The sequence below is a fragment of the Sphingobium sp. FG11 genome (genome assembly GCF_057809915.1).
Genome location: NZ_JBMDKW010000002.1, coordinates 177,653 through 203,280, shown reverse-complemented (window position 1 = coordinate 203,280; position 25,628 = coordinate 177,653). Strand labels below are relative to the sequence as shown.

Sequence of the window (25,628 nt, the reverse complement as noted above, 5' to 3'; positions counted from 1 at the left end):
CCCGCCGCGCTGCGGCCTTCGATTGAGATCCCTTCAGCCAGATCAAGAAAGCCGCAATGGCCGCAGCAGGCATGGATTTGGCGGCGAAGCTGTCAAATGCGGGCCGTGCGGCCAATTGCTATCCCACGCCAAGGCCGCAGGGCTTGGTGGGGGATATGTCCATGATGAAAATGGCCTTGCTCTGGCTGCGCCCATCGCAACGCCATAAAAACTGACGCCGCTGGCCTATCCAACCTGCATCGCTTCGCTCGCATGTGTTGGATACGCCGCTTCGCGTCGTTTTTGGGTTTCTTCTCAATACTTTGTTGTAACGAAAGCTATCTCTAAGATAATAAAAGTTACATGGAATCTGGCGCCGCGTTACATCGATGTTTCGCAATTTAATAAATCCCATAGATAAATAGATATGAGCGGCGGCATCCCGCATTTGTCCAAATCGTGTTCTCGCCGTCGCTCATTTTAACACGAAAAACGGACCAATAGCGGGAATTATGCTTGGACAAAGGCATACTTAATTTGGGAAAAGGAGAACACTATCGAATGAAAACGCGAATTCACTACGTTTCTGCGCCTGCGGGATCGGGCAAAACATACCAACTCGAACAGCTTGCCGCTAAATTGGTGGCCAGCGAGAATCGCAAAATCCTGATCGCGCAGCCAACCAAACATTTAATCCGCCAGACCGCCGCAAATTTGCGCCGCGCCAATCCGCTCTTGTCGGTCAAATCCATCTGTTCCAGCCGCAACGGCGATGCCGTGACCCCAAGGATCGAGGCGCATATGGCCAGTGCGGACAAGGGCAAGGGGCAGGTGCTGCTTATCAGCCACGAAGCCCTCAAACGCCTGCCACCAGCGCACCGCGCGCATTGGGACGTATTCGTCGACGAAATTCCGTCTGTGTTCGAGTGTCTGGCTCTCAAGATCGTCAAGACTCACGCGCATCTAACCGACCATATCGAACTGGAAGACCTTGGCCGTGGCATCAGCGCAGTGAAGGTCGCAGCAGGCCATCGCGGCGCAATGGAAACCCTGTTTCGCAATGAGAGCAAGGATGAACTGCTGGAACGCTTCACCCCCATCTCCAACCATCTGCTCGACGCCAGCCGCACTGTCATGGTGGAAACGGCCTGCTATCAGGCCTTGCTGGATAGAACCAAGCGCGAAGGGGAAATCAATTTCTTCTCGATCCTTGGGCCTGAGTTTGTGGCGGACTTCAATTCTGTCACCCTGATGGGTGCCAACGCGCTGGAAACGGAATTATTCGCGCTGTGGGGCATCCGCAGCGACATCGACTTTTTGCCGCATCCGTTGCTGAGCAAGGGGCTGCGCTACCACGAACATCAGAACGGCGACCGCCTGACTGTCCATTATCTGTTCGAGCGAGAATGGTCGATTTGGCGTTCGCAGACCGAGAATGAAGATACAGGCATGATCCTGCTTGAAGAGGTAGGCGACTACATCCAGCGCTTCTTCGTTGGGCAACGCTTCTTATGGGTCGCGAACAAGTCTGCAGACATGCTGATGTTCGATCGTAATGACCGTCTGCCCGCCGTCAGCCACGGCCTCAACGAACCACATTTCATCAACTGCCACGCCGCTGCCAGCACCATCGCGCTCGTCCACAACCATGCCAGCGCGAAGTTTCTGGGAATGCTTGGTCTGACTGACCAGCAAATCCGCACGGTGATCTGTTACCAGTCAGAATATCAGGCCATCATGCGTTGCTCACTACGCGATCCCAATGCCATCGCGCCCGTCACCATCATCGTGCCCAGCAAGGCCAGCGCGGAATGGATTGGGGGCAAGTTCGCTGGGGCAGCAGTCAGCAAACTCAACACGGGACTGGATTGGGTGGCTGGCAAAGTTGGTCGCCCCAAAGCTGTGCGGGCGATGACCAACGCTGAACGGGTCAGGAAACATCGCGCGGCCAAAAAGGCGGCGGCAAACTCACTACTAGTGAGTGCCGCATGATGCCGCATTCAGGTAGTCCCTGTCGTGACAGTCGCATTCCGCGCGGCGCCTGTCACATTCAGGTCGATTTCCAACAAAAATGACATCAGATGGTCAGGCTCCAAACCCAAAAGTGACAGGAGCAAACATGATCGTCGGTTATGCGCGTGTCAGCACCACGGACCAGAGCCTCGATGTCCAAATGGACGAATTGGGCGCTCACGGTTGCGACCGCATATTTCAGGATCAGGCCAGCGGCACCAGCAGAGCACGTGCTGGACTTATGGAAATGCTCCAGTTCGTCCGCGAGGGCGATACCATCGTGGTCAGCAGGCTCGACCGTTTCGCCCGTTCGCTGACTGACCTGTTCCAGCTACTGGACGAACTCAGCCGCAAGGGCGTTGCATTCCAGTGCGTCCACCAAAGCATCGACACCAGCAGCAGCACGGGGAAGCTCACGCTGGCAATCTTGGGCGCGGTTGCGGAATTCGAAAATGACATCAGGAGGGAGCGGCAGCGGGCGGGAATCGCAAAGGCGAAAGCCAACGGCGTCTATAAGGGGCGCAGGGCTGGCATTGATGCTCAGCGAGTCAAGGAAATGGCCGCTCAGGGCATGTCCGTCGGCGCGATTGCTGGCGCGCTTGGATGCCATAGGCAATCCGTCTACCGACTGATGACTACACAAAATTAGGAGGAGTTATGCGATAGAAATAGTGCCAACTCCTCAACAACCTCGATCCTAGCAGCCTTAAATGGGATCAATCCATTTTCCAACAGGCCCCGTGGCGGGCGTTGGGTTTCCAAAGTTATTCTGAAGATAAAGATGGATATTAATTCTCGCGGCGATTGCCTGCGGTCCCGTGGAAATACCACCTGGCAATCCTTTTGCGGATTTCTCGATCATCCCCGTTCCCCACACCATAGGCCTACTACGCCATTCAGGAAGTCTTGTGATTTTCTCCGAGGCTGTCTGAAAATCCCACTCATTTTCTTTAGAACGAGCAATTATCCATCTACTCGATGTAGGAAAATCGATTCTAGGAAGAGGTTTACTACCTCCCCCATCATAAGTTCTTGGCTTCGTGCTAGCCCAATCACCGTAAAAGAAATTATAGTTGCCATATTTACGAGCAAGATTATTATATATCAGCCTAGAATATATTGACGGACTTTCAGAGAAATCATCGTACTCTGAAAATGAGTTTGGAAAACTCGCTCCAGTGACGACAAATTTAAAATTATTAGACACTGACAAAAATTTATCAATTATATTAGAAACATTAAATTCCGTAACATCATTTATCTTAACATATCCATAGTCAAGAATTATCAAGAAGTCTTGATCGACATTGTTCGAAGCAATGGATACCAAATCGTCTATGTTTTGTGATTTCTGCAATTCAATCCTAATCGCAAAACCTCGATTTAATCCATTAGCAAAATCAATCTGCTTAAGAATCAAATCTTGGTCAACTCCCGTGAACTGTATACATGGTATATAGTTTTTATGGCTCTCGATTAATTTAATCCACTGGCCGGGTCCGGTAGCGGGGTCTAACAACTCACGAAAATATTTACGCGATGGCAAAGTTGATTCGCTGGCAAAACTCCTATCCAAATCGACAATGATTGGGCCATTGCCAACACTCTTTTCGATAATTCGAAAAGTGTTTTCAAATTCAATCGAATTAAGCCATGGAGCAAGCAAGACAACCGGAAGCATTTTCGCTTTTTCAGTTTCAGGCAATTTTTCCATTGCCTTCATCTCTGCGCGTCGGATGCAAATGGTCGGATAATAGCGCTTTGTGAATTCGGTCATTTTAAATGCCTAGCCTAAAACCGACGGCAAGACTCGACGCACGAAACTGCGAAGCAATTTCCTCAATATTTCCCTTATCCGGAGGAGTTCCATATTTCTCTTCGTGCCACTGCAATATTTTTTGCCACGGAAGCAATATGGCAGCGCCCAATTTATTAGCTTCGGCTTCCTGCTTATTTGAAAGCTTCGATCTATATAGAATGTTGTCAGTGATTCCTTCGCCATCGATCAATGGTCGATGGAGAAGATAATGGGCGATCTCATGGCAAACGGTGAATCTCTGCCGAACGGCTGCATCCGTGTTGTTCACATGGATTTCGAAAACCCCATGCTCGTTTCGACGTATTAGGCCAGAAATTTCAGTGGGCAACGTTACACTTAGAACCTCTATGCCGAGCCGATCAGCCACTTGACCAACTGGCACGGGATTCATCTCAAATAGATCCCATATTTTCTTCAAATCGGCTTCGTCGGCACGAAGCCATAAGCTAACGGCTGGATCGCTGGATGATATTTTCAGATCCATCAGTCTACATCGCCTTCATCCGTGGGATCATCAATAGACAATCGGAGGGCATCGGAATTTATCCGATCAGCTATCAAAGGAAGCAGCGATATTACTTCAGATCGAATTCTTTTCTCTATATATTGACGATGATGGCCGTTCTCGTCCTGCATGGCTTGCTCAATGCAAATTGTTCCGCTGCCCGCAGGGCCAAATGCCTTCGCTATTTCAGCCAGCGCTTGAGTTTCAGCGAATCGCCCCGCATCCCGCTTAAGATTCTGAAAACCAAATATTCCTAAAACGGCCAAAACGATAGCGCAGACGGTGAATATAACGCTGACCGTTGTAAGGAGAACCGTAAGGATGGAATTAAAGTCAACTGCAACTTGACCCTTAGAGGGGGCCGCAGTCAAAAGGCTATATATAGAAAAATAAGCTATAATACATATAGCGGCCGTGAACACGAGCCCCAAAACGGCGTAGAATATGCGCGATGCCTTCCCCATTGAAAAATATGTAGGCATCACGTTCGGGTATCGCAACGATTTTATCGCGGTAGAGCGAAACACGCGTTCCATCCTCGATTCACATTTTAGCAGAATTCTGCCTCTTTCTGATCGACCGTCTGAATGCCGATGCCATCGACTGACCTTGACCATAACGGCCAAGGAGCAATGGAAAATGTCGATCCTCAAGACCCTCAAGCTGACCGCCGCCACCCGCAATGCGCCCTTGACGCCTGAGCAGATGCTGCGCGGCAAGCTGGTCAGCTATCTCAATGAACAGAAGGCGCTCGCGGAAGCGGAAATCACTGGAACGTCCTTTGTCGCGACCAAGAAAGTTACGCGCAAGAACGCTGAGGGCGAGAATATCCGCGTTGATGCGCCGCGCCATGTCCGCAAGGGCTGGTTCACTGATGCTCATGGCAAGATGTTCTTCCAGATTCGCTATGGCAGCAAGCCGTTGGAATTGACGAAGGGCATGAATGCCGTGGAAGTCGAGAACCTTGCGGAACTGCCCAGCCTCATCGTGTGGATCATTGAGGCCATCAATGCTGGCGAACTCGACGTGCAGGCGAAAGCCGCAAACGCCGACCGCAAGGTCCAGCGTAAGGCCAAGCAGGCTGCGGCCTGATGCACTTGATTGCATAGGGCGGATCGCGCATCCGCCCTAGTTGCCGTCCACTATTAGTGACTCCACGTCCAAGCTGGCGGCATGACCTTTCGGTCCGCCGCCGTTTGTGCTTTTAGGGATGGCGATTGTAGAGGCAGAAGGGCAGATATGCTGACGTTCAACGACCTTCTTGCAAAAGCCGGGTTTGAACTTTCCGAAATCCGATTGTTGCGCCATCAGACCAAAGCTCCAAACGGGCGGACTCCCTATCTGCTTTGGCGCGATAGACGGAGTGCCTTTGATGAATATCAATCCGTCCAGACTCAACCCAACGGCGCGAAGCTTCGCAGCCCCTATTGGGCTTCATTCGTCGTGCCGCCGAGCGGGGGTACACTTTTCACGGGAGTTTATTCAGCAGAACTCGCTGGCCCCTCAGCTAATGAATGGATTGACCCGCTTTATGATCGGCCTGGCATCGAATTGATCGATCAGCAGCTTGACCGCTACGAAATCCAGCTACTTCCGATTTTGGAGGAGTATGTCGGTCGCCTTTGGATCGAATGGGGTGCTGGGGCGCGTAGCTGGATTCAGCGTCCAGACAAGCAAGCAAAACCCGTTGTCGAATTGACGCGCGAGTTTCGGGAAGAAGCATTTCCGGGCTTCACCCATTTCATCGCCAACATTTCGGATGTGCCCACTTTGCCCCGTGGTTGGATCGAAGCCCTTGCCGCTGCGCGCGGGATATATTTGCTAACGTCTGAGCGGACGCGGGAGTGGTATGTTGGGTCTGCAACCAGCCGCGTCGGCGGCTTCATATCTCGTTGGCAGAATTACGCTTCTGATGGGCATGGTGGGAACATTGGCCTCAAGAGCGCCGAGCCCAGCGATTATCAAGTTACGATTCTTGAGGTGTCAGGGTCGGCTGCCAGCACCGATGAAATCGTCCAGACTGAACAACTATGGAAGCGGAAGCTCCAGAGCCGAGGGATTGGCCTCAACCGGAACTAATGGCTTCCCACTATTAGTGAGGCAAGCATATCGCCGATGCCAACACGGCAGCCGTTGCGATCATAGGTGGCATTTATCGCGGGATCGAACCAACCCGCTGGCGATCCATCAACAGCATAGCCCCTGATCTGTCGCCCCACCTTCTGCCGCCATCCCAGCAGTTTCCCCGAACAATCCCGCAAATTTTGCCGCATTGATGCCTCCGTTTGAGGCCATGCGATCAAGCGCTACCGCCGCCGTATGTCAATTAGTGGGAAAGTGCTGTCAGAGCTTCTAAGCGCGGGGGAAAGTACGCGCTACTGTTCGGCTGCTGGGCAGGGGTAAATTGCCTTCGTCGGACACCTGTCTTCTTTGAACTGCCTATCTCAGCGGTCATTGGAAGATGGATGAACGTGCCTTTTCGTCGCGCCCTCAATATTCCCAGCGATATCAATAACGTCGGCAATCGTACCTGCACCTGTCTTTTTCAAGACAGCCGCGCGATGATCTTCGACGGTTTTAACCGACACACTCAATGCCATTGCGATCATCTTGTTGCTTTTCCCGCGTACCATCAAGTCGAACACTTGCCTTTCACGCGGCGAAAGATGGCCGATGCGAGCCAAGGCAGAATGGCGGCTCCTGCTCCACGTCAGACCTTCACTGACGGCGTGAAGCAAACGCTCCGTATCCAGCGGTTTTTCCAGATAATCCAGTCCGCCTAAGTCGCGTATGGCATCCACCGCATCGCTGGTTTTTGGCCAAGCGGTCATGAAGATGATTGCGGCGGCACTATGGTTTGTGCGTAGTTGACGCGCGAGATCGAAACCGCCGATCGCCCCCATCATGATGTCGGTGATGATACAGGATGGCTCGCTGTTTCCATGCATCGAAAGAAATATTGCGGGGTCGGTGAAAGACCGCGCGCTATATCCATGTCGTTGCAACAGGCGGGCCAGTGAGGCGCCAAGATCGGCGTCGTCGTCCACGATGCAGACGACTCCATCATCTCTACGCATCACGTGCGTCCAGCAGAGGCAGGACGAGCGTGTAGCATGACCCCGCTCGATCAAGGTTTTCGCTGTTTATCCAGCCGCCATGCGCTTCCGCGATAGTGCGGGCAATAATCAGACCCAGCCCCATGCCTCTTTCCTGCGTTATCGCTTTCCCATCATCGCAGACATTGAGATGCAGCACATCGTCCCTCTGCTGCGCATCGAGCGTGACCGTCCCGCCCGGCGTCGCCGCTATGGCGTTACGAACCAGATTGACCAGTGCCTGTTGCAATTCCACTTCGCGCCCAGATATCGGAAATGCTGAAACGTCTGCAACGGATAAACCGACCTGTGCAGCCTTTGCCTCCGCCTTCATCAGCATAACGACATCGGCCAGCAATAGCGGCACGGCAATGGGGACCGGTAGATCGGCCCTGTCGCTACCGAATTGGCGCATATGGCGGACCATGTCGGCAAGATGAGTGACCTTGCGGTCGATCAATGCGCTTGTCGCCGTCAACTCGTTGCGATCAGGGCTGTCGGCCACAGCCAATTGCGCCATATGTCGAGCTTCGATGCTCAGGGTCGATAGTGGTTGGCTGATGTCATGAATAACCGCCACGGACATGGCGCGCAATGTCTTGAGGCGGTCGGCGCGCAACAGCAACCTATCCTTGCGGAGCAGGGCATGGCGCATTTGCGTTTCCGCGTCGGAATAACTGCCAACCAAATAGCTGGCGATGGCCAATGACGCCGCAAGCAGATGCAGATTGGCGCGTTGTTCCAGCGACATGGGGGCATCGATCAACAGCAGCACCATCAGGGTGACGATCGCGCTGATCGTCCATGCAGCCATTCGGCCCAATCTCAGGGCGACCCAAATGGCACAGAGCAACAGCGGCTCAATATGAACCGAGTTGGTTGAAAGCCAGACGAGGGTGGAAACCATGCTCCCCGCCGCCATGACAAGGACGGCCTCCCATATTCCAGAGGGTAGGCGGAAACGGGGTCTGTCTGTGTCAGCAAGCCACAACAGAGGTGGCGCGACTACCAATATGCCAAGCAAATCCCCGATCCAGTATGTTCCGATCGGTACAATGATCTGTTGCCAGTCTGGGTATATAATATTGTTCACTTGGCCAAATATCGCCCATGGCAAGGCAAGTACGGCACCAACCAACGGGCACAGCAGCATGGCGAAACCAACCGGCATCGGAAAGGTGGTGAGGCTACTATTCCCGCGAGAAAAATAGGTTTTCACGATGAGGATCGTAACGACATAGGCAATAGCCGATCCCATGCTGGTCAACGCCGTCAGCCATGCCATCGGCCCAGCAACCACACCCGTCAGAATTTGCACGACCAATTCGGTGGCAACCACCCAGCCACTCAGTCGGGGAGGAAAATACCACAGGAAGGCAAAGCGCAGTCCAGCCGCAGGAAACCACAGGCTAAAGGCTGAGTTCCTGCCCCAATAGGCGGCAAACCGATGCAATATGAGAAATGCGATGCCATAGGACACGAACATCAGGGCAAGCCACAACAAGGTCCTGCCATATTGCCCGTTCGAGAGATTGCGCCAGTTTATCATCACCCCCGATTAATAGGGTTTCTCCTTATGCAAAGCGCAATCCGGGTTCTACCCGGATAGGAGCAGGGTTCACGTTTTAATATGTGTAGCAGGCATCCTAACGGGCAGACCTGAACGGTGGCTTCTCCTTGGGCAGCTAAGAGCAGGAATTGTTGTTTCCATGTCGATCCTCAAGACCCTGAAACTTGCCACCGTTGCTCGCGGATATCCCAGCGGCTCCGAACTTGAATTTCGGGCTAAGGTGTTGGCCTATCTCGCTGAACAGAAGACGCTCGCCGAAGCCGAGATCGCAGGTGTCCCATTCCATATGACCAGGAGGGTTACTGTCGAGGACATCGACACCTCGACCAAGATTCGCAAGGGCTGGTTCACCGACGCCAGCGGCAAAATGTTCTTCCAAATCCTCTATGGTCCCAAGGCGCTCGAATTTTCCAAGGGCATGAACGCGATCGAGGTCGATGGCCTGAATGGCTTGCCCGACATAATCGCGTCGATAATCCAAGCCATCAACGCGGGAGAACTGGACCCACAACTCAGTGATGCCCGTAACCGTGCCGCCTTCAAGCCTTGGGCAGCGAAGGCCACGGTATAATGATGCTGAGAGCGGATAGCTTTTTAATGCCCGTCCTTTCTCACTAATAGTGGGAATGCCCTGTCAGAGCTGCTGAGTACAGGGAACGCGGGCGCTGCTGTCAGACTGCTGGGCAGGGGCAATTTGCCTTCGTCGGGCTGGAAAGCGCACGATATGAGCATGACAATTAAAGCATCTGTCCGCCAATAATGTTACCGTCCTTATCCCAATGGTATGTGATTTCGCTGTCAATCCATAAGGAAAATTCGCCGTTCTCCATCAGGATCAAGCCATCAACAATCTGTTTGAGCAAAGTGTTGGTTTTCGTCCGAGCGTAAATGCGCTCGTCCTTATTTTCGCTGCTGAGCCGATCCATTAGCAATCGCAATGCCTCCTGATCGTCCGTTTTGCGCGGTTTGGCTTCCTCTTGCGCTATGTCGTGCTTCATCTGCTCAATACGTTCCTGAGCCGCTTTTATGCTTTCTTCCAATTCGTTGACCTTGGCAACGAATGCGCCGCCGCCACCGTTGGAAATAGCCTCTAAAAGATTGTCCATTTTCTGCTGATCGACGGCAACTTGACGCCCTAATGAGGCATGAGTCTCTTTCAGTTTTTCTAATGCCTCATTGGGCTGCTCTTCGTCATCGAGGGTGAAATGCAGAATGTGGTCGAGAAGCGTTTTCTCCATTTCAGTGTAGCGATAAGGATATGTGTTATCGCAAAGGTGCTTTCGGCGGGCATTGTCGCATTTGAGATATTGCTGCGGCAGCATTTTATAGATGCTAATTCCGCCATCCTTTCTACGATGCTTTTTATCACCATATTTCCCTTCAAAACCCATGTAGCCTTTGCATTTATGGCAAGTGGCAATGCCACGAAACAAGTTGCGGGACCGTGTTTCCAAGCTGCCGCCCGTGCTGCGCCTGATGCGCGAACCTACAATCGCTTGGGCACGGTTGAATTTTTCCACAGGCACAATGAGCGGGTAAAAATCCGTTGCGAGTGTTTCACCTTCGCTGGTGACATACTCCCCAATAACGGCCCTGTTTCTCAAGAAACGGTCCACTGTTAAGCCGTACCATCCATTTGTATTGTTGACGGTTGTTTTGAAGGCTGGAACGCCTTCGTCATTTAATTGCTTGGCAATGCGCTGATATCCAAAGCCATCAATGAACATATCAAACATGCGATTGATGAGATCAGCCCTGTCTTGGTTCACTCCAAATTCGTTATCTACGAGATTGAGCCAAAGAGGAGGGCGACTTTTTGCCAAGGAATAATCGCCGTTTGCGATCATCTCATGCCGCTTCTTCCAGTTGGCAGCAGTCTTTTGCGATTTATTTTTGCTCTCTTGGTAGGCCAGTTGGGCTTTGATTATGATGCTGAATAATTCCAGCATGTCGCCGTTTCCATCGGCACGATAAATCTGATTGTCCTGCCAAGTGGCTACATCAACGCCATTCTCGTTGAGCGCCCAAACAAGCTGAGCAGCAGCCTTCGCGCCCTGACGGGAAAGGCGGTCGATGTTTTCGACAATCAGCACCTTGCCTTTGTGGACGCCTTGGCGAGTTTCTGCCTCGAATTGGAACAAGGCCGCCCCTTCTGCGCGGTTCTTCGCGTGGAAGGCGCTCTTACCTTCATCCTTGATAGTGGCTTCTGCGACCCAGCCTTGTTTGTGGGCGTATTCCCGCCCATACTCGACTTGCCGTTCTAACGAGTAGCCCTTGCTTTGCTCTGCGGTTGAGAAACGGGCATATATTATTGCTGTTTGGGGCATCCCAACATCCTGTCACGATTGTGTTAGGAATTTCTCTACAACCGCCACATATTGGGTGCGCAACGCCATCGCCGCGATCGGCCTGTCGCTGCCGCCCAAGCGGATCACGATCAACCTGTCCCCCGCCGATCTGCCCAAGGAAGGGTCGCATTTCGACCTGCCGATCGCGCTCGCGCTGCTGGGCGCGATGGGCGTGATCGATGCCGAAACGCTCGCGGGCTATGTCGTCGTCGGCGAACTGGGGCTGGACGGGCGGACCGCGCCGACGCCCGGCGTCTTGCTGGCCGCGCTCCATGCCGGGGAAGCGGAACTGGGCCTCGTCTGCCCCGCCGCGCAGGGAGCGGAAGCGGCATGGGCGGGGCAGGTGGAGGTGGTCGCCGCGCCCGATCTGCTCAGCCTGCTCAATCATTTCAAGGGCACGGCCGCGCTCTCCCCGCCGCAACCGGGACCTGTCGAGGCGGCGGTGCGCACCGCCGATTTGAAACAGGTCAAGGGGCAGGAGAGCGCCAAGCGCGCGCTGGAGATCGCGGCGGCGGGCGGGCATAATCTGCTGATGGTCGGGCCGCCGGGCGCGGGCAAATCGCTGATGGCGAGCTGCCTGCCGGGAATTTTGCCGGAGATGACGCCGACCGAGGCGCTCGAAAGCTCGATGGTGGCGAGCGTCGCCGGGACGTTGCAGGGCGGGCGGATCAGCCGCGCGCGGCCGTTCCGCAATCCCCATCACAGCGCGTCGATGGCGGCGCTGGTCGGCGGCGGCCTCAAGGCGCGGCCGGGCGAGGTCAGCATGGCGCATCTGGGCGTGCTGTTCCTCGACGAATTGCCCGAATTTCAGCGCGCGGTGCTGGATTCGCTGCGCCAGCCGCTGGAGACCGGCGAGGTCACGGTGGCGCGCGCCAATGCGCATGTCACTTTCCCCGCGCGCGTGCAGCTGATCGCGGCGATGAATCCGTGCCGCTGCGGCCATCTGGGCGATCCCGCGCTGGCCTGCTCGCGCGCGCCGCGCTGCGCCGCCGATTATCAGGCCAAGGTATCGGGACCTCTGCTCGACCGCATCGACCTGCATGTCGAGGTGCAGGCGGTCAGCGCCGCCGACCTCATCCTGCCGCCGCCGCCCGAAGGGTCGGCCGAGGTCGCCGACCGCGTCGCCGCCGCGCGCGCGGTCCAGACCGGCCGCTACGCCGGGACGCGGGTTCGCACCAATGCGGAGGTGGATGGCGAGGCGCTGGAGACCTTCGCCGGTCCCGACGAGGCGGGACGGCAGTTACTGGCGCAGGCCGCCGCCGCGATGAAGCTGTCGGCGCGGGGTTACACGCGGGTGCTAAGGGTCGCGCGTACGATTGCCGATCTCGCCGGGGCGGAAGAGGTGGGGCGCGTGCATATCGCCGAGGCGTTGAGTTACAGGCGGAGGGCGCCGGTGAGTTGAGGGCGGGGGGCGAGCGGTGCTAGCCGTTCCCGAACACCATCGTGTTTCCCGATTGCGTACGTTCGTTCAGCGAGGCGGCAGAGCGTCGGCCAATCAGCTACTTTCGTATTTTGATCGTTCGTCCGACCAGCAGTCGTGGCCGTTTAGGTTCGCCCGCATCCACATATCAAACTCATTAAAGTCGATCTCGTGGGGGTGAAGCAGCAGGCCTGTGGCCAAAGCTTGCTTTTCCCGATCCGCCAGCGCCTGATGAAAGGACCAAAGGGCGAGTTGCCGCTAGTTGTCGTCCTGCGAAAACGCATTCTCGTTGGCTCGATATATCTCATTTGTTGCGTTCGGGTTGTCCGATACCCTTACGATTTCTGGCCAAAGAGCCTTCGTAGTTTCAAACAGCGCGATCTTGTCGATGGGCATCCCGCGCTCCTCATTGCAATGGCCGCTTTCATGCCAATTGCTGCCGAAAGCGGCTAGTCTGAAATACACCCAAAGCAGCCTACCATCACCCTATTCCAGCGCATCAATCGCCCGGTGATCGCACCGCCGCTCGCCGCGTGGAACCTCCGAATAGCCCGGCACCATGATCGTCTGGCCGATTCGCAGCGGAGCGAAGCGCTTCCTCTCGATGCCGGCGCAGCGCAGATATTGTTCCAGCATGCGTGGCGGCGTGTCCCATTTCTCGTAGGACAGGCGGAAGGTGCCCCAGTGGATCGGGATCGCGGTCGATGCGCCGAGCCGCTCGAACACCTGCACCGCGCGCTCCGGTCCGATATGAGAGTCCGATTCCATTTGGCCCGGCCAGAAGCGGAACGCGCCGATCGGGATCAGCGCCAGCCGGATCGGTCCCAGCCGCGCCGCTTCCCCCGGCCAGGCCATGTCGCCCGCCCCGGTGTCACCCGCGAAGAAGATATTGCCCGCCCGCGTATGCACGAAAAAGCTCGACCAGAGCGCCCGGTTCCGGTCCGTGCCCCAGCGGCTGCCCCAATGATGGGCGCGGGTCACATGGACGCGATAATCGGGGCAATGTTCGTAATTTTCGCACTGGATGACGGCGTCGGGGGCGAGGCCGTTGAGCTGCGCCCCGCTCACCGACCGGCCCCAGTCGAGCGCGGTCGCCGGAATGCCGTTCGCCCGCAGCAGTGTGTCATTGCCGAGGCTGGTGACGATCTTGGGCCGGTCGCGCACCCACAGCTTTTTCAGCGTGGGGATGTCGAGATGGTCGTAATGATTATGGCTGATGAGGATCAGGTCGATCTTCGGCAGATCCTGCAAGCGGATGCCCGGTTGCGCGACGCGCCTGGGACCAAGCGGGGGCAGGGGGCTGGCATAATCCGACCAGATCGGATCGGTCAGGATGTTGATCCCCGCCGCCTGCACCAGCACGGTCGCATGGCCGACCCAGGTGGCGACCATGCCGCGCGGCGCGGCGAAGGGGGCGGGGCGCGCCGGTTTGACCGCGACCGCATCGGGCCAGGCGGGACGATCGTCGCTGCCCAGCAGCCAGCGCGTGACGAAACTCTGCCGGCTGGTCCCCGGCGGCCCGGCGAAACTGATCTCGCCATCGGGGTTGAAGAAATGCGCGCCGTCATAATGGCGGCCCGCTGGCCCGTCATAATAGATGCGGTCGAGGAAGGGCGGGATGATGGTGATGGCGAGGCAGAGCGCCACCACACTCCAAAGCAACGCCGCGCCCAGCCGTTTCAACCATCGTATCGCTTGAATCATCGCTCAGCCATAGGAAGCGGTGACGCGGCGGGCAAGCGTCACAGCGCGCCGGCGAGCGCCAGCGCCACGCCCGTCGCCACCAGCAGCAATCCCGTCATCTCGCTGCGCGCCATGCGCTCGCCCAGGTAAAAATGCCCGAAGGCGAGGGTGAAGGCGACCTCGATCTGGCCGACGATCCGCACCAGCGCGACCGGCGCGGTGGCAAAGCCTGTAAACCAGCAGGCCGATCCGCAGGCGGACAGCAGTCCGACCTGACCCGACACGCGCCAGCTTGTGAACACGCGCTGCATCTCGCCCGGCTCGCGCCACAAGAGCCAGCCGCCCTGCATCAGCGATTGCAGCGCGACCGTGACGCATAGCACGATCAGCGCGGCATGGATGGGATCGCCGCCGCCGACCTGCTGCGTCGCGCGGCGGATGCCGATGGCGGTCAGCGCGAAGAAAAAGCCCGAGGCAATGCCGGTCAGCGCCGCCGGCTGGCCCAGCGCACGCAGGAAATCGAGCGGCCCCATCCGCTTGCCGCCCGTCGACAGCAGCATGACGCCCGCCACACCGCAGCCGATGCCGGTCCAGCTAAGCGCGCTCAACGTCTCGCCCATCAGCAGGAATGAGAGGATCGCGCCCTGCACCGCTTCGGTCTTGGAATAGGCGGTGCCGACGACGAAATTGCGGTGGCTGAACGCCAGAATGAGCAGGTTGGTGGCGATGATCTGCGCGATGCCGCCCGCAGCGCAGAAGAGCAGGAACAGATGTCCCAGCGGCGGAAACGGGCCGGGCACGAGACTCTGATAGCCGGCGAGCAGCAGCAGCGCGAAGGGCAGGCCGTAGAGATAGCGCACCAACCCGGCAGCGTTGAGCGACAGGCTCTGGCTGACGCGGCGCTGGAGCGCGGTGCGCCACGCCTGCGTCGCCCCGGCCATCAGCGTGGCGGGCAGCCAGATCGGGGAAGTAATCATGCTGGGCCTATAGCGACCGATTGGCCACTGTCACGTCAGGATGTGGCGGGATTCCCGGCGACCGCGTGATCGCGCGGTTCACACCGGGTGCGAGAACCGATATCGTGTCGTGGCCGTCCCATGGTCCAGTTGGATTGCAACCGGACCTGCGGATTGGGGGCACACCAGATTTCGCCCGTTGCCGAAATGCCTGTCACCCAGATCAGATTATGTTCCTGACCATAGTCGATGACGGCCAAAGCATAGCCATCGCCCTTGTCAACGACGTGGACAGGCAATGGCGGATCGAGCTGGGTAAACGACATGGCACTACTCCGGCAGGTCTGTGCGAAAACCGCTGACGCGTATGCCGGTTGCGCGATCCAACATGGATCAGCATGATTGTTCATGGCGTAGATCACCCCCCGTTCCTGCGCTTGGGGAGAAAGACCGGGGCGAATGACGCGACTGTCAGTAGGGCGGCGCGCGGCGTGCCCGTTGCGCTTTCGTCGCCTCCGTCCACCAGTCGAGATCATCGGCGAAGCGGGGGAAGCTGCGTTCCAGCGCCTTGCCGCCGTCGCCCAGCGGCTGCGCGTCCGCATCGAGGCTCTGGCCGATCGACCCGACCGTCAGCGTGCTCGAAATCACGACCATGCCCATTTCGGCCAGCGTCGCATGCCAGGCCGAGTTGGCCCGCGCGCCACCCAGCCGCCCGGCGGAATAGCTGGCGATCGCGGCGGGCCGCCAGAACCACTCTTCCAGAAAATGGTCGGTCAGGTTCTTGAGACCGGGCTGCATGCCCCAATTATATTCGCCGGTGACGAAGAGGAAGGCGTCGGCGGCGCGGATCTTGCCCGCCAGTTCCGCCATTGCGGGCGGCGCATCGCCCGGCGCATATTCCTTGAACATGCGGTCGAGCATCGGCAGGCCCACCGCCCGCGCGTCGATCAGTTCGGCATCAGCCCCGCGCGCCTGCAACTGCGCGACGATGTAGCGGGCGAGGCGGATGCCCATCCGGTCGGCCCGATAGGAGCCGTAAAAGACCAGAATTTTGTCGGACATTCCGCCTCGCTCCCTCGTCAGGCCTTTTCGAGCAGCTTTTCGCGCTTGATCTTTTCCTGCCAGACCAAAGGCGCGAGATGGTGGACGCTCTGCCCTTCGCTGTCGACGGCGACGGTGACGGGCATGTCCTGCACTTCGAATTCGTAGATCGCCTCCATGCCAAGGTCATGGAAGCCGACGATGGTCGATCCCTTGATCGCCTTGGCCACCAGATAGGCCGCGCCGCCAACCGCCATCAGATAGGCGCTCTTGTGATCGCGGATCGCCTCGATCGCCATCGGACCGCGCTCGGCCTTGCCGACCATCGCGAGCAGCCCCTGTTCCAGCATCATGCGCGTGAACTTGTCCATGCGCGTCGCCGTGGTGGGACCGGCCGGGCCGACGATTTCCTCGCCGACCGGATCGACGGGACCTACATAATAGATGACGCGGCCCCTGAACTCGACCGGCAGTTCCTCGCCCGCTTCCAGCATCGCCTTGATCCGGGCATGGGCGGCGTCGCGGCCGGTGAGCATCTTGCCGTTGAGCAGCAGCCGGTCGCCATGCTTCCAGCTTTGCACCACCTCGGGCGTCAGCGCATCGAGATCGACGCGGATCGCCGCCTTGTCCGGCGTCCAGTTGACGTCGGGCCATTCGGCCAGGTTGGGCTGTTCGAGATAGGCGGGGCCTGAACCGTCCAGCGTGAAATGGGCGTGGCGGGTGGCGGCGCAATTGGGGATCATCGCGACCGGCTTGCCCGCCGCATGGCAGGGCGCGTCCATGATCTTGACGTCGAGGATGGTGGACAGTCCGCCCAGCCCCTGCGCGCCGATGCCGAGCGCATTGACCTTGTCGAAAATCTCGATGCGCAGCGCCTCGATATCGTTCTGCGGCCCGCGTGCTTTCAGCGGTCCCATGTCGATCGGCTCCATCAGCGCCTTTTTGGCGAGGTGAACGCAATGTTCCGCCGTGCCGCCGATGCCGATGCCGAGCATACCGGGCGGGCACCAGCCCGCGCCCATTTGCGGGATCATTTCGAGCACCCAGTCGACGATCGAATCGCTGGGGTTCATCATCTTGAACTTGGACTTATTCTCGCTGCCGCCGCCCTTGGCCGCGACGTCCACCGTCACCCTGTTGCCCGGCACCATTTCGACATGCAGGACCGAAGGCGTGTTGTCCTTCGTATTGCGGCGGGTGAAGGCGGGATCGGCCAGCACCGACGCGCGCAGCTTGTTTTCCGGGTGCAGATAGGCGCGGCGCACCCCTTCATCGACGATCTGCTGGAGCGAGCGGGTCGTCACGTCGAGCCGGCAGTCCATGCCCCATTTGACGAACACGTTGACGATGCCGGTATCCTGGCAGATCGGGCGATGCCCCTCCGCGCACATGCGGCTGTTGGTCAGGATTTGCGCGATCGCATCCTTGGCGGCGGGCGACTGTTCCGCCTCATAGGCTTCGCCGAGCGCGCGGATATAATCCATCGGATGATAGTAGCTGATGAACTGGAGCGCGTCGGCGACGCTCTCGATGAGATCGGCTTCCTTGATGAGCGTCATTGACCCTGGTCCTTGCTGGCTGGCTCCGCCTTTGCTGCGGATGCGTTTGCGACCGGCTATAGGAAAATGACGCTTTGAGTCCAGTCCCGAACGCCCGTCGAACCTAAGCACCGGCGGGGCGTTGGTCGCTCATGGCGCGCAAGCTCAAAGTGTTCCGTTCGGCGATCGGCTTTCACGACGCCTATGTCGCCGCCCCCAGCCGCAAGGCGGCGCTCGCGGCATGGGGCGCGGACGCCGACCTGTTCGCGCGCGGCGTCGCGGAGGAAGTCACCGACGAAGCGCTGATGACCGAGCCGCTCGCCAGCCCCGGCTCGGTCATCAGGCGGGTGCGCGGCAGCATGGCCGATCATATCGCGGCCCTGCCCGAGGATAAGCCGTCGCCCAAGGCCGACAAGGCGCGCAAGCTCCCGCAGGCTGCGGCCGGGCCAAAGCCCAAACCAAAGCCCCGGCCGGATCGCGCCGCGCTCGATGCCGCCGAGGATGCGCTCAGCGCCGCGGAGCGCGATCACGAGGCGGAGCGTCGCGCGCTCGCCGATCGGGAAGCCGCGCTCCGCCGCGAGCGGCAGGCGCTGGAGCGGAGGATCGACGCCGAAAAAGAAGAGCTGGAGCGTGCCCGCGACACCGCCCGCGCCCACTATGACAAGGCGATGAGGGCGTGGCGCGGTTGAGGCGGTTTACGGCGAACCCCTGGCGTCGGCAAAAGGGAAATGATGGAACCAGGGCTGCTTTTCTTCCAGCACCCGCGCGAAACTGGGCCGCGCTTCCAGCCGGGCGATATAGGCGTTGAGGTTGGGATGGCTGTCGCGGAAGGGCAGGACATGGTCGGCATAGAATAGCGCCGGTGCCGCCGCGCAATCGGCCAGGCTGAAATCCGCCCCCGCCGCCCATTGGCGCCCCGCGATCTGTTGCTCGATCAGGTCATAGGCTTTGGCGAGCAGGGCCGTCGCCTGCTCCACGGCATAGGGGTCTCGGGCGACGCCTTCCGGCCTGATCCGGTCGGCGACCGCCGCCTGCATCGGTCCCATCACATAATTGTCGAACAGTCGGTCCATCAGCCGCGCTTCGAGCGCCAGGGCCGGATCGGCGGGAATCGGCCGGAACGGGCCGGGCGCGGCCTGCCCGAGATATTCGATGATGATGCTGGCCTCTGCCACCAGCCGGTCGCCATCCATCAGGATCGGGAATTTGCCGATCGGCCACAGCGCCATCCATTCCTGCGCCACGTCCGGCTGCTCCATCATCCTGGGCGTGAAGGGCGTCGCATTCTCATACAGTGCGATCAGCACCTTCCAGCAATAGGATGATAGCGGGTGATAATAGAGGAGCATGGGTCCGGTCTTTCCCGTCAATATGCGCCGCTGGCCGTCATGGGCAGGCGGCGGATTTTTCATCGCGACGCAATTGCGTGGCAAGGCAAATTTATTTTTCCAAAGCGATTTGTGCCTTGCGATTTGCAGGCACCTACAAACTCCGCGCGTCGCTGCGTTGCACCCTGAGCCGGCGACGACAAAAGGAATCGGATCAGCGGCGAAGCGAGTCCCTGAACTGTCATTTACCCTCTTGATCGTGTGGGGCGCTGTGGCACTATCCCTTGTATCGGGGTAACAGGGGTCACCCAACAGCTTGTGATCGGTCGCCGCCTGACAAGAAAGGCGAGCCGGGATTTTCATCCCGCCGATCTGGTCGGTTGGTCCCATTATCCTGCCGTGACATTGGGTATCATGCTATTGTCCGTGGTTCGCCCCGGACGGACTTGACCGAATCGAACGGAACAGGAACATTCGGGGGCGGATATGGATTTTCGAGACAGCGAACAGGGTGCAGGCGACGTGGCGACCATGATGGAAGATTTGATGGAAGCGATTCCGGCCGAAAAGACGGGCAAGCCGGTGGCGTCTGCGCCGTCCTCGCCCGTTCTGTCCTCATCCGCCGTGCAGGAGCGGCGCTTTGCCGTCGTGACCGATGCGTCGCGTGACGCCTTGCTGACCGAATTCGGCAAGGACACGCTCAACGACCGCTATCTGCTGCCCGGCGAATCCTATCAGGATCTGTTCGCCCGCGTCGCGGCGGCCTATGCCGACGACGCTGGCCATGCCCAGCGCGTCTACGACTATATCTCGCGCCTGTGGTTCATGCCCGCCACCCCGGTCCTGTCCAATGGCGGCACCGGACGCGGCCTGCCGATCAGCTGCTATCTCAACAGCGTGGACGACAGTCTGGAGGGGATCGTCAACACCTGGAACGAGAATGTCTGGCTGGCGTCGCGCGGCGGCGGCATCGGCACCTATTGGGGCAGCGTGCGCGGCATCGGCGAGCCGGTTGGTCTCAACGGCAAGACCAGCGGCATCATCCCGTTCGTGCGGGTGATGGACAGCTTGACGCTGGCGATCAGCCAGGGATCGCTGCGGCGCGGATCGGCGGCCTGCTATCTCGACATTTCGCATCCGGAGATTGAGGAGTTCCTCGAAATCCGCAAGCCCAGCGGCGATTTCAACCGCAAGGCGCTGAATCTGCATCATGGCGTGCTGCTGACCGACGAGTTCATGGAAGCGGTGCGCAGCGGCGCGGAATTCATCCTGCGCAGCCCCAAGGACGGTTCGGAGCGCGGCAAGGTCGACGCCCGCGCGCTGTTCCAGAAGCTCGTTGAAACGCGGCTCGCCACCGGCGAACCCTATATCGTGTTCAGCGACACGGTGAATCGCATGATGCCCAAACATCATCGCGATCTGGGGCTGAAGGTATCGACATCCAACCTCTGTTCGGAAATCACCCTGCCGACCGGGCGCGACCATCTGGGGCAGGATCGCACGGCGGTCTGCTGCCTGTCGTCCATGAATCTGGAAACCTGGGACGAGTGGAAAGACGACAAGCTTTTCGCCGAGGATATCATGCGCTTCCTCGACAATGTGCTGCAGGATTATATCGACCGCGCCCCCCCCGAAATGGCGCGCGCCAAATATGCCGCCAGCCGCGAACGCTCGGTCGGGCTGGGCGTCATGGGCTTTCACAGCTTCCTCCAGGCGCGGGGCATCCCGTTCGAAGGGGCCATGGCCAAGTCGTGGAACCTGCGCATGTTCAAACATATCAAGGCGCAGGTCGACGAAGCCTCGATGCAACTCGCGGTCGAGCGCGGCCCATGCCCCGACGCCGCCGACATGGGCGTGATGGAGCGCTTTTCCTGCAAGATGGCGATCGCGCCGACCGCGTCGATCAGCATCATCTGCGGCGGCACATCGGCCTGTATCGAGCCGATTCCGGCGAATATCTATACCCACAAGACGCTGTCGGGCAGTTTTTCGATCAAGAACCCCTATCTCGAAAAGCTGCTGGTCGAAAAGGCGAAGGATTCGACCAATGTATGGAATTCGATCCTCGAAAATGGCGGGTCGGTCCAGCATCTCGACTTTCTGAGCCAGGAAGAAAAGGACACGTTCAAGACCAGCTTCGAGATCGACCAGCGCTGGCTGCTCGAACTGGCCGCCGACCGCACGCCCTTCATCGATCAGGCGCAGTCGCTCAACCTGTTCATCCCGGCCGATGTGGAGAAATGGGACCTGCTCATGCTCCATTTCCGCGCGTGGGAACTGGGCATCAAGTCGCTTTATTATCTGCGCTCGAAGAGCGTGCAGCGCGCCGGTTTCGCCGGTGGCGTGGAGGCGGACAACACGATCGACGCGCCCAAATTCGAACTGGCTGGCGGGAGCACCGACTATGACGAGTGTCTGGCCTGTCAGTGAAACCATAACGCCCTCTCCTGTCAGGAGAGGGAGGGAGCCGTGTAGCGGCGGAAGGGTGAGGTCGATGCGCAACTATCGCGACCTTCCCTCAGGCTCGGTTGATAAGGCGCGCGCCCTTCGTCGTAATGCCACGGATGCTGAAACGCATTTGTGGCGTGCCCTGCGCGAGACCTTGCCTGGTATCAAATGGCGTCGTCAGGTGTCGCGCGGAACCTATGTTGCGGATTTTCTATGCTTTGGCGCCAAGCTGATTGTTGAGATCGATGGCGCCACCCATGCGGACAGTGTCGAGCAGGACGCTATCCGCACCCGTTATTTCGAAGCGCAGGGTTATCATGTCCTGCGTTTCTGGAACCATGAAGTCATGGATACTATCGATGGTGTCGTAACGGTCATCGCGGCGCGCCTTCCACCCTCACCCTCCCGCGCCTGACGGCGCGGGTCCCTCCCTCTCCCGATAGGAGAGGGAAAGAGCAAGTTTCGCGGAGTAACCCAAATGCCCCTTCTCCAAGCCTCCAAGGTCTACAAGCCGTTCGAATATCCCTGGGCCTATGAATATTGGAAGCGTCAGCAGCAGTTGCACTGGCTGCCCGAGGAAGTGCCGTTGGGCGAGGATTGCCGCGACTGGGCGCAGAAGCTGTCCGATCATGAGCGCAACCTGCTGACGCAGATTTTCCGCTTCTTCACCCAGGCGGATGTCGAGGTGCAGGATTGCTACCATGAAAAATATGGCCGCGTGTTCAAGCCGACCGAGGTCAAGATGATGCTGACCGCGTTCAGCAACATGGAAACGGTCCATATCGCCGCCTACAGTCATTTGCTCGACACGATCGGCATGCCCGAAAGCGAATATAGCGCCTTCCTCCAATATAAGGAGATGCGCGACAAGCACGACTATCTGCAACAGTTCGGCGTCGATACGGACGAGGATATCGCGCGCACGCTCGCGATGTTCGGCGGCTTTACCGAAGGGTTGCAGCTGTTCGCCTCCTTCGCGATGCTGATGAACTTCCCGCGCTTCAACAAGATGAAGGGCATGGGCCAGATCGTCACCTGGTCGGTGCGCGACGAGACGCTGCATTGCGAGGGCATCATCAAGCTGTTCCACGCCTTCTGCGCCGAACGCCAGTGCCTGACTCCGGCGGTCAAGGACGACATTCTGGACATGTGCCACAAGACGGTGCGGATCGAGGACGCGTTCGTCGATCTCGTCTTCGAAATGGGGCCGGTGCCGGGCATGACGCCCAAGGACATCAAGAAATATGTCCGCTACATCGCCGACTGGCGGCTGGGACAACTGGGCCTCAAGCCCATCTATATGATCGACGAGCATCCGCTGCCCTGGCTCGCCCCGCTGCTGAACGGCGTGGAGCACGCCAATTTCTTCGAAACCCGCGCAACCGAATATAGCAAGGGCGCAACCCGCGGTCAGTGGAACGAGGTATGGGACGCCTTCGATCGGAGAAAGACGCGCAGTGAGCCGGCCAATGCCGATGATGTGGACCCCGACATGTTCAAGGCAGCGGGGATCGCTGCGGAGTAATTTCTTGATTTGATCCCTTTACGTTTCCAATTTGTTCCGTCATACTGTTAAACTAGGAGAACAGGTATGGGAAAGTTTGCGATTAGCTTCACGCTTAAATCGGATGATACGTGGAGTGAGCGGTACATTAGTTTGATGGGTCAAATTCGAGCTTGTAAAAAAGTATGGGAAGAAACAACTTCATTCGCGCTGGTAGAAACTGATGAAAATTTAGATGGTCTAGAGCATCGTTTATATTATAAATCCTCTATATCATCTTCCAAAGATATTCTTCTAGTAATTGATGTATCATATAAATCCTGCTCAATCAGAGGGGCGACAAATAATAGGGCGAAGTTAAAGGAAATTATGCCTGGGATTTTGGAGAAGTGATTATAAATAGTTTCTTAAATTAACCTTGATATGATCTAAGCTTCCACTTTATGAAGAGCGACGCCGTGAGATAGAAAGCGCCTGGAATGAGTCTTTCTCCTGAACCCCTCGCCGTCCGTTTCGATGACGATAGTTTCTGGGTCGATCTGGATGACGGTCGCACGCTGGGCATTCCCCTCGCATGGTTTCCGCGTCTGCTGCACGCGACGGGGGAGCAGCGCGCCCATGTCGAACTCAGCCGGTCAGGGCTGCATTGGGATGAAATCGACGAGGATATTTCCATCGCCGGTTTGCTCGCCGGCCGGGGCGATCAGACCCGGGCGCGCAAGACGGCGGCCTGACCGCCACCCTTCCTTAACCCCGCCGCATTATCCTCCCATCCATGTTGTTCGGCGTCCGCCTTCGATCGCTCTTCACCAGTCGCTGGCTGGCGATCTTGTGGGCAATACTCGTCTGCCTGACCGCGATTCAGTTCGTGGGTGTCGCCGACGACAAGAGCGGGCAGGGCGATAACGCCGCTGCCGCCGACAACCTCACGCCGCAGCAGCGGCAGGATATCGCCAACGCCCTGTAACGACGACGCGGCGCTGCGCCCCCGTCTCTGCGATGAACGGTCTGTTTTATTGCGTTCATGCAACATTTGTTCAGCCACAGGGTTTTACGGTCCAGTGTTGCCATAAGAAGGAGCAGGACCGATGCGATTTTCTATCAAGGGCGCGATCACCGCGTTGTCACTGGGCGCGATGAGCCTGACCGGCCTTGCCGCAACCCCCGGCTTAGCCCAGCCCGGCCCGGCGTGGCAGGTGCGGGGCGATCATGATAATGGCCGCCATAATGGCCATCGTGACAAGCGCGACGATCGCCGCGACGACCGCAATGACCGGCGGGCGGACCGCAGGGATGATCGGCGCGACAATCGCTGGAGCGATCGGCGCGATGACCGCAGGGGCGACTGGCGCGACGACCGGCGCGGCCAGGACCAGTATCGCCGGCCCGGGGCGGTCGTCTATCGTTATGATTATAACCGGCCCGATCCGCGCTATGGCCGCTATTACCGGCCCGATCGCTACTATCGCGACGGCTACGCGCCGATCCGCGTCGATCGTTCGACCCGCATCTATCGCGGCTATGACGACCGCTATTATTGCCGCCGTTCCGATGGCACGACCGGCCTGATCGTCGGCGCTGCACTGGGCGGACTGCTCGGCAGCCAGATCGATCGCGGCCGTTCCAACACGGCGGGCATATTGATCGGCGGCGGCGCGGGTGCGCTGCTGGGCCGTGAGATCGACCGCGGCAGCCTCAACTGCCGGTGAATCGGGGAGGCGGGTGCGTATTTCGCTCCCGCCTTAACACCAGGGATGCCGCCCGCCGTCCCATGAGCGCGCCAATCCTTCGGCCACCAGCATGCTGCCAATCGATGCGCCATCGCGTGTCACCACGCGGAGTGTGCGGCCGTAGCGGTCGATGTCGCGGTCGCCGCTTTTCAGTGTGAAGGGGCCTGCGTTCAACAGGTCCTGCAACCGGCTTGTCGCTCGCGTGCCGAGCGCACCTTCAGAGGCGCAGCGTGGCCCATGGGTTTCGGGCGTGTCGATATCGGCGATCCGGTATTTTTCACCGCCGAACCAGAATGTGTCGCCATCGACCACGCAATTGACGCCGCCGCCGCTATGACAAAAACCGAAGCGGGCGGAGAGCGAGTCGGCCGGGGAAGCGGGCGCGACGGCGGGGCCTGGCAAGGACCCGACCAGCTTCCACGGCGGGTCGGCATACCAATGCGGCGCATACCAGCCGATCATCAGACCCAGCGTGATGGCGTAAATAAGAGAGCGTCCGGTAAGGCTACGCGAGCGGCGGCGACGAAAGGGAGAGGGGCGAGCCATGGGGGACGGCTTAGCGCGCCGCTGGCAAACAGCCCGTTAAACCCGGTCCGACTCTTCGCCGGAACGGACGGGTCGCCTATCCGCCGATCAGCCGCGATGGCGGGA

General features: G+C 58.5%; 26 protein-coding genes and 1 pseudogene. 14 read left to right on the top strand and 13 right to left on the bottom strand.

Features of this window, described 5'->3' with window-relative positions; translation table 11 throughout:
* The first annotated feature begins 540 nt into the window (after positions 1-540).
* Together ACODSN_RS02580 and ACODSN_RS02575 are read left to right on the top strand one after the other, a co-directional pair.
* Positions 541-1,971 carry a DEAD/DEAH box helicase family protein gene (locus ACODSN_RS02580; protein WP_489052913.1) on the top strand — a complete coding sequence of 477 codons (1,431 nt, stop codon included), beginning with the start codon at positions 541-543 and terminating at the stop codon, positions 1,969-1,971.
* 127 nt (positions 1,972-2,098) lie between these two features.
* Complete coding sequence (locus tag ACODSN_RS02575) at positions 2,099-2,641, top strand: recombinase family protein (RefSeq protein WP_489052911.1); 543 nt, start codon at positions 2,099-2,101, stop codon at positions 2,639-2,641.
* Positions 2,642-2,698: 57 nt separating this feature from the next.
* On the opposite strand, the gene ACODSN_RS02570 is transcribed toward ACODSN_RS02575, so the two are convergent.
* The 3 genes from ACODSN_RS02570 to ACODSN_RS02560 are packed head-to-tail and all read right to left on the bottom strand — an operon-like array spanning position 2,699 to position 4,738.
* Positions 2,699-3,769: a beta family protein gene (locus ACODSN_RS02570; RefSeq protein WP_489052909.1), complete on the bottom strand. Its 1,071-nt coding sequence runs from the start codon at positions 3,767-3,769 to the stop codon at positions 2,699-2,701.
* 1 nt (position 3,770) lies between these two features.
* The gene (locus ACODSN_RS02565; RefSeq protein ID WP_489052908.1) at positions 3,771-4,295 is read right to left on the bottom strand and encodes an ImmA/IrrE family metallo-endopeptidase; all 525 of its coding nucleotides are present in this window, start codon (positions 4,293-4,295) and stop codon (positions 3,771-3,773) included.
* Positions 4,295-4,738, bottom strand: a complete 444-nt coding sequence (locus ACODSN_RS02560) for a hypothetical protein (RefSeq protein WP_489052906.1) — start codon at positions 4,736-4,738, stop codon at positions 4,295-4,297. The genes ACODSN_RS02565 and ACODSN_RS02560 overlap by 1 nt, the downstream gene beginning before the upstream one ends.
* A gap of 22 nt (positions 4,739-4,760) precedes the next feature.
* Here ACODSN_RS02560 and ACODSN_RS02555 point away from each other — a divergent pair, with 22 nt between their 5' ends.
* Positions 4,761-5,408 carry a DUF6641 family protein gene (locus ACODSN_RS02555; protein WP_489052905.1) on the top strand — a complete coding sequence of 216 codons (648 nt, stop codon included), beginning with the start codon at positions 4,761-4,763 and terminating at the stop codon, positions 5,406-5,408.
* Positions 5,409-5,555: 147 nt separating this feature from the next.
* Positions 5,556-6,395: a GIY-YIG nuclease family protein gene (locus ACODSN_RS02550; protein ID WP_489052903.1), complete on the top strand. Its 840-nt coding sequence runs from the start codon at positions 5,556-5,558 to the stop codon at positions 6,393-6,395.
* 365 nt (positions 6,396-6,760) lie between these two features.
* Here ACODSN_RS02550 and ACODSN_RS02545 read toward each other — a convergent pair whose 3' ends face one another.
* Positions 6,761-7,363 (bottom strand): response regulator transcription factor, encoded by a 603-nt coding sequence (locus ACODSN_RS02545; protein ID WP_489052902.1) that lies wholly within the window; start codon positions 7,361-7,363, stop codon positions 6,761-6,763.
* A 22-nt stretch (positions 7,364-7,385) separates the two neighbouring features.
* Positions 7,386-8,960, bottom strand: coding sequence for an ATP-binding protein (locus ACODSN_RS02540; RefSeq protein WP_489052901.1), 1,575 nt, complete (start codon positions 8,958-8,960; stop codon positions 7,386-7,388).
* Between the two features lie 160 nt (positions 8,961-9,120).
* Here ACODSN_RS02540 and ACODSN_RS02535 point away from each other — a divergent pair, with 160 nt between their 5' ends.
* Entirely contained in the window at positions 9,121-9,552 is a 432-nt protein-coding gene (locus ACODSN_RS02535) for a hypothetical protein (RefSeq protein WP_489052899.1), read from the top strand.
* A 166-nt stretch (positions 9,553-9,718) separates the two neighbouring features.
* Here the strand turns inward: ACODSN_RS02535 and ACODSN_RS02530 are convergent, their stop codons facing one another.
* Positions 9,719-11,308: a recombinase family protein gene (locus tag ACODSN_RS02530; protein ID WP_489052897.1), complete on the bottom strand. Its 1,590-nt coding sequence runs from the start codon at positions 11,306-11,308 to the stop codon at positions 9,719-9,721.
* A 55-nt stretch (positions 11,309-11,363) separates the two neighbouring features.
* Here ACODSN_RS02530 and ACODSN_RS02525 point away from each other — a divergent pair.
* Positions 11,364-12,731 (top strand): annotated as a pseudogene (locus ACODSN_RS02525) (YifB family Mg chelatase-like AAA ATPase); the annotation flags it as partial.
* A gap of 504 nt (positions 12,732-13,235) precedes the next feature.
* On the opposite strand, the gene ACODSN_RS02520 reads toward ACODSN_RS02525, so the two are convergent.
* The 5 genes from ACODSN_RS02520 to ACODSN_RS02500 form a co-directional block, all read right to left on the bottom strand.
* On the bottom strand, positions 13,236-14,453 hold the full coding sequence (locus ACODSN_RS02520) for an MBL fold metallo-hydrolase (protein ID WP_489052896.1): 1,218 nt from the start codon (positions 14,451-14,453) through the stop codon (positions 13,236-13,238).
* A 38-nt stretch (positions 14,454-14,491) separates the two neighbouring features.
* Positions 14,492-15,409 (bottom strand): EamA family transporter, encoded by a 918-nt coding sequence (locus ACODSN_RS02515; protein WP_489052894.1) that lies wholly within the window; start codon positions 15,407-15,409, stop codon positions 14,492-14,494.
* 35 nt (positions 15,410-15,444) lie between these two features.
* Positions 15,445-15,714 carry a hypothetical protein gene (locus tag ACODSN_RS02510; protein WP_489052892.1) on the bottom strand — a complete coding sequence of 90 codons (270 nt, stop codon included), beginning with the start codon at positions 15,712-15,714 and terminating at the stop codon, positions 15,445-15,447.
* 145 nt (positions 15,715-15,859) lie between these two features.
* On the bottom strand, positions 15,860-16,450 hold the full coding sequence (locus ACODSN_RS02505) for an NADPH-dependent FMN reductase (protein ID WP_489052890.1): 591 nt from the start codon (positions 16,448-16,450) through the stop codon (positions 15,860-15,862).
* A gap of 17 nt (positions 16,451-16,467) precedes the next feature.
* Positions 16,468-17,988 (bottom strand): fumarate hydratase, encoded by a 1,521-nt coding sequence (locus tag ACODSN_RS02500; RefSeq protein WP_489052888.1) that lies wholly within the window; start codon positions 17,986-17,988, stop codon positions 16,468-16,470.
* A gap of 131 nt (positions 17,989-18,119) precedes the next feature.
* Here ACODSN_RS02500 and ACODSN_RS02495 point away from each other — a divergent pair, with 131 nt between their 5' ends.
* Complete coding sequence (locus ACODSN_RS02495) at positions 18,120-18,656, top strand: hypothetical protein (RefSeq protein ID WP_489052887.1); 537 nt, start codon at positions 18,120-18,122, stop codon at positions 18,654-18,656.
* A 6-nt stretch (positions 18,657-18,662) separates the two neighbouring features.
* On the opposite strand, the gene ACODSN_RS02490 is transcribed toward ACODSN_RS02495, so the two are convergent.
* Entirely contained in the window at positions 18,663-19,316 is a 654-nt protein-coding gene (locus ACODSN_RS02490; protein WP_489053038.1) for a glutathione S-transferase family protein, read from the bottom strand.
* 513 nt (positions 19,317-19,829) lie between these two features.
* Between ACODSN_RS02490 and ACODSN_RS02485 the strand changes: the two genes are divergently transcribed.
* The 7 genes from ACODSN_RS02485 to ACODSN_RS02455 all read left to right on the top strand — a co-directional run bounded on the left by ACODSN_RS02485 (position 19,830) and on the right by ACODSN_RS02455 (position 24,956).
* A complete protein-coding gene (locus ACODSN_RS02485; protein WP_489053036.1) occupies positions 19,830-21,725 on the top strand; it encodes a ribonucleoside-diphosphate reductase subunit alpha in 1,896 nt (631 codons plus the stop codon).
* 64 nt (positions 21,726-21,789) lie between these two features.
* Positions 21,790-22,158: an endonuclease domain-containing protein gene (locus tag ACODSN_RS02480; protein WP_489052886.1), complete on the top strand. Its 369-nt coding sequence runs from the start codon at positions 21,790-21,792 to the stop codon at positions 22,156-22,158.
* Between the two features lie 63 nt (positions 22,159-22,221).
* Positions 22,222-23,268 carry a ribonucleotide-diphosphate reductase subunit beta gene (locus ACODSN_RS02475; protein ID WP_489052884.1) on the top strand — a complete coding sequence of 349 codons (1,047 nt, stop codon included), beginning with the start codon at positions 22,222-22,224 and terminating at the stop codon, positions 23,266-23,268.
* Positions 23,269-23,334: 66 nt separating this feature from the next.
* Positions 23,335-23,640: a hypothetical protein gene (locus ACODSN_RS02470; RefSeq protein WP_489052882.1), complete on the top strand. Its 306-nt coding sequence runs from the start codon at positions 23,335-23,337 to the stop codon at positions 23,638-23,640.
* Between the two features lie 86 nt (positions 23,641-23,726).
* Positions 23,727-23,981, top strand: coding sequence for a DUF2442 domain-containing protein (locus ACODSN_RS02465; RefSeq protein WP_489052880.1), 255 nt, complete (start codon positions 23,727-23,729; stop codon positions 23,979-23,981).
* Between the two features lie 41 nt (positions 23,982-24,022).
* A complete protein-coding gene (locus tag ACODSN_RS02460) occupies positions 24,023-24,214 on the top strand; it encodes a hypothetical protein (RefSeq protein WP_489052879.1) in 192 nt (63 codons plus the stop codon).
* A 121-nt stretch (positions 24,215-24,335) separates the two neighbouring features.
* A complete protein-coding gene (locus ACODSN_RS02455) occupies positions 24,336-24,956 on the top strand; it encodes a glycine zipper 2TM domain-containing protein (RefSeq protein WP_489052877.1) in 621 nt (206 codons plus the stop codon).
* A 33-nt stretch (positions 24,957-24,989) separates the two neighbouring features.
* Here the strand turns inward: ACODSN_RS02455 and ACODSN_RS02450 are convergent, their stop codons facing one another.
* On the bottom strand, positions 24,990-25,523 hold the full coding sequence (locus ACODSN_RS02450; RefSeq protein ID WP_489052876.1) for a thermonuclease family protein: 534 nt from the start codon (positions 25,521-25,523) through the stop codon (positions 24,990-24,992).
* Positions 25,524-25,628 lie beyond the last annotated feature (105 nt).

Bases quoted from the DNA above. Each gene is read 5' to 3' on its own strand.
- ACODSN_RS02580 (WP_489052913.1), top strand. From the start codon at position 541: ATGAAAACGCGAATTCACTACGTTTCTGCGCCTGCGGGATCGGGCAAA.
- ACODSN_RS02575 (WP_489052911.1), top strand. From the start codon at position 2,099: ATGATCGTCGGTTATGCGCGTGTCAGCACCACGGACCAGAGCCTCGAT.
- ACODSN_RS02570 (WP_489052909.1), bottom strand. From the start codon at position 3,769: ATGACCGAATTCACAAAGCGCTATTATCCGACCATTTGCATCCGACGC.
- ACODSN_RS02565 (WP_489052908.1), bottom strand. From the start codon at position 4,295: ATGGATCTGAAAATATCATCCAGCGATCCAGCCGTTAGCTTATGGCTT.
- ACODSN_RS02555 (WP_489052905.1), top strand. From the start codon at position 4,761: ATGCGCGATGCCTTCCCCATTGAAAAATATGTAGGCATCACGTTCGGG.
- ACODSN_RS02550 (WP_489052903.1), top strand. From the start codon at position 5,556: ATGCTGACGTTCAACGACCTTCTTGCAAAAGCCGGGTTTGAACTTTCC.
- ACODSN_RS02540 (WP_489052901.1), bottom strand. From the start codon at position 8,960: ATGATAAACTGGCGCAATCTCTCGAACGGGCAATATGGCAGGACCTTG.
- ACODSN_RS02535 (WP_489052899.1), top strand. From the start codon at position 9,121: ATGTCGATCCTCAAGACCCTGAAACTTGCCACCGTTGCTCGCGGATAT.
- ACODSN_RS02530 (WP_489052897.1), bottom strand. From the start codon at position 11,308: ATGCCCCAAACAGCAATAATATATGCCCGTTTCTCAACCGCAGAGCAA.
- ACODSN_RS02520 (WP_489052896.1), bottom strand. From the start codon at position 14,453: ATGATTCAAGCGATACGATGGTTGAAACGGCTGGGCGCGGCGTTGCTT.
- ACODSN_RS02515 (WP_489052894.1), bottom strand. From the start codon at position 15,409: ATGATTACTTCCCCGATCTGGCTGCCCGCCACGCTGATGGCCGGGGCG.
- ACODSN_RS02510 (WP_489052892.1), bottom strand. From the start codon at position 15,714: ATGTCGTTTACCCAGCTCGATCCGCCATTGCCTGTCCACGTCGTTGAC.
- ACODSN_RS02505 (WP_489052890.1), bottom strand. From the start codon at position 16,450: ATGTCCGACAAAATTCTGGTCTTTTACGGCTCCTATCGGGCCGACCGG.
- ACODSN_RS02500 (WP_489052888.1), bottom strand. From the start codon at position 17,988: ATGACGCTCATCAAGGAAGCCGATCTCATCGAGAGCGTCGCCGACGCG.
- ACODSN_RS02495 (WP_489052887.1), top strand. From the start codon at position 18,120: ATGGCGCGCAAGCTCAAAGTGTTCCGTTCGGCGATCGGCTTTCACGAC.
- ACODSN_RS02490 (WP_489053038.1), bottom strand. From the start codon at position 19,316: ATGCTCCTCTATTATCACCCGCTATCATCCTATTGCTGGAAGGTGCTG.
- ACODSN_RS02485 (WP_489053036.1), top strand. From the start codon at position 19,830: ATGGAAGATTTGATGGAAGCGATTCCGGCCGAAAAGACGGGCAAGCCG.
- ACODSN_RS02480 (WP_489052886.1), top strand. From the start codon at position 21,790: ATGCGCAACTATCGCGACCTTCCCTCAGGCTCGGTTGATAAGGCGCGC.
- ACODSN_RS02475 (WP_489052884.1), top strand. From the start codon at position 22,222: ATGCCCCTTCTCCAAGCCTCCAAGGTCTACAAGCCGTTCGAATATCCC.
- ACODSN_RS02470 (WP_489052882.1), top strand. From the start codon at position 23,335: ATGGGAAAGTTTGCGATTAGCTTCACGCTTAAATCGGATGATACGTGG.
- ACODSN_RS02465 (WP_489052880.1), top strand. From the start codon at position 23,727: ATGAGTCTTTCTCCTGAACCCCTCGCCGTCCGTTTCGATGACGATAGT.
- ACODSN_RS02460 (WP_489052879.1), top strand. From the start codon at position 24,023: ATGTTGTTCGGCGTCCGCCTTCGATCGCTCTTCACCAGTCGCTGGCTG.
- ACODSN_RS02455 (WP_489052877.1), top strand. From the start codon at position 24,336: ATGCGATTTTCTATCAAGGGCGCGATCACCGCGTTGTCACTGGGCGCG.
- ACODSN_RS02450 (WP_489052876.1), bottom strand. From the start codon at position 25,523: ATGGCTCGCCCCTCTCCCTTTCGTCGCCGCCGCTCGCGTAGCCTTACC.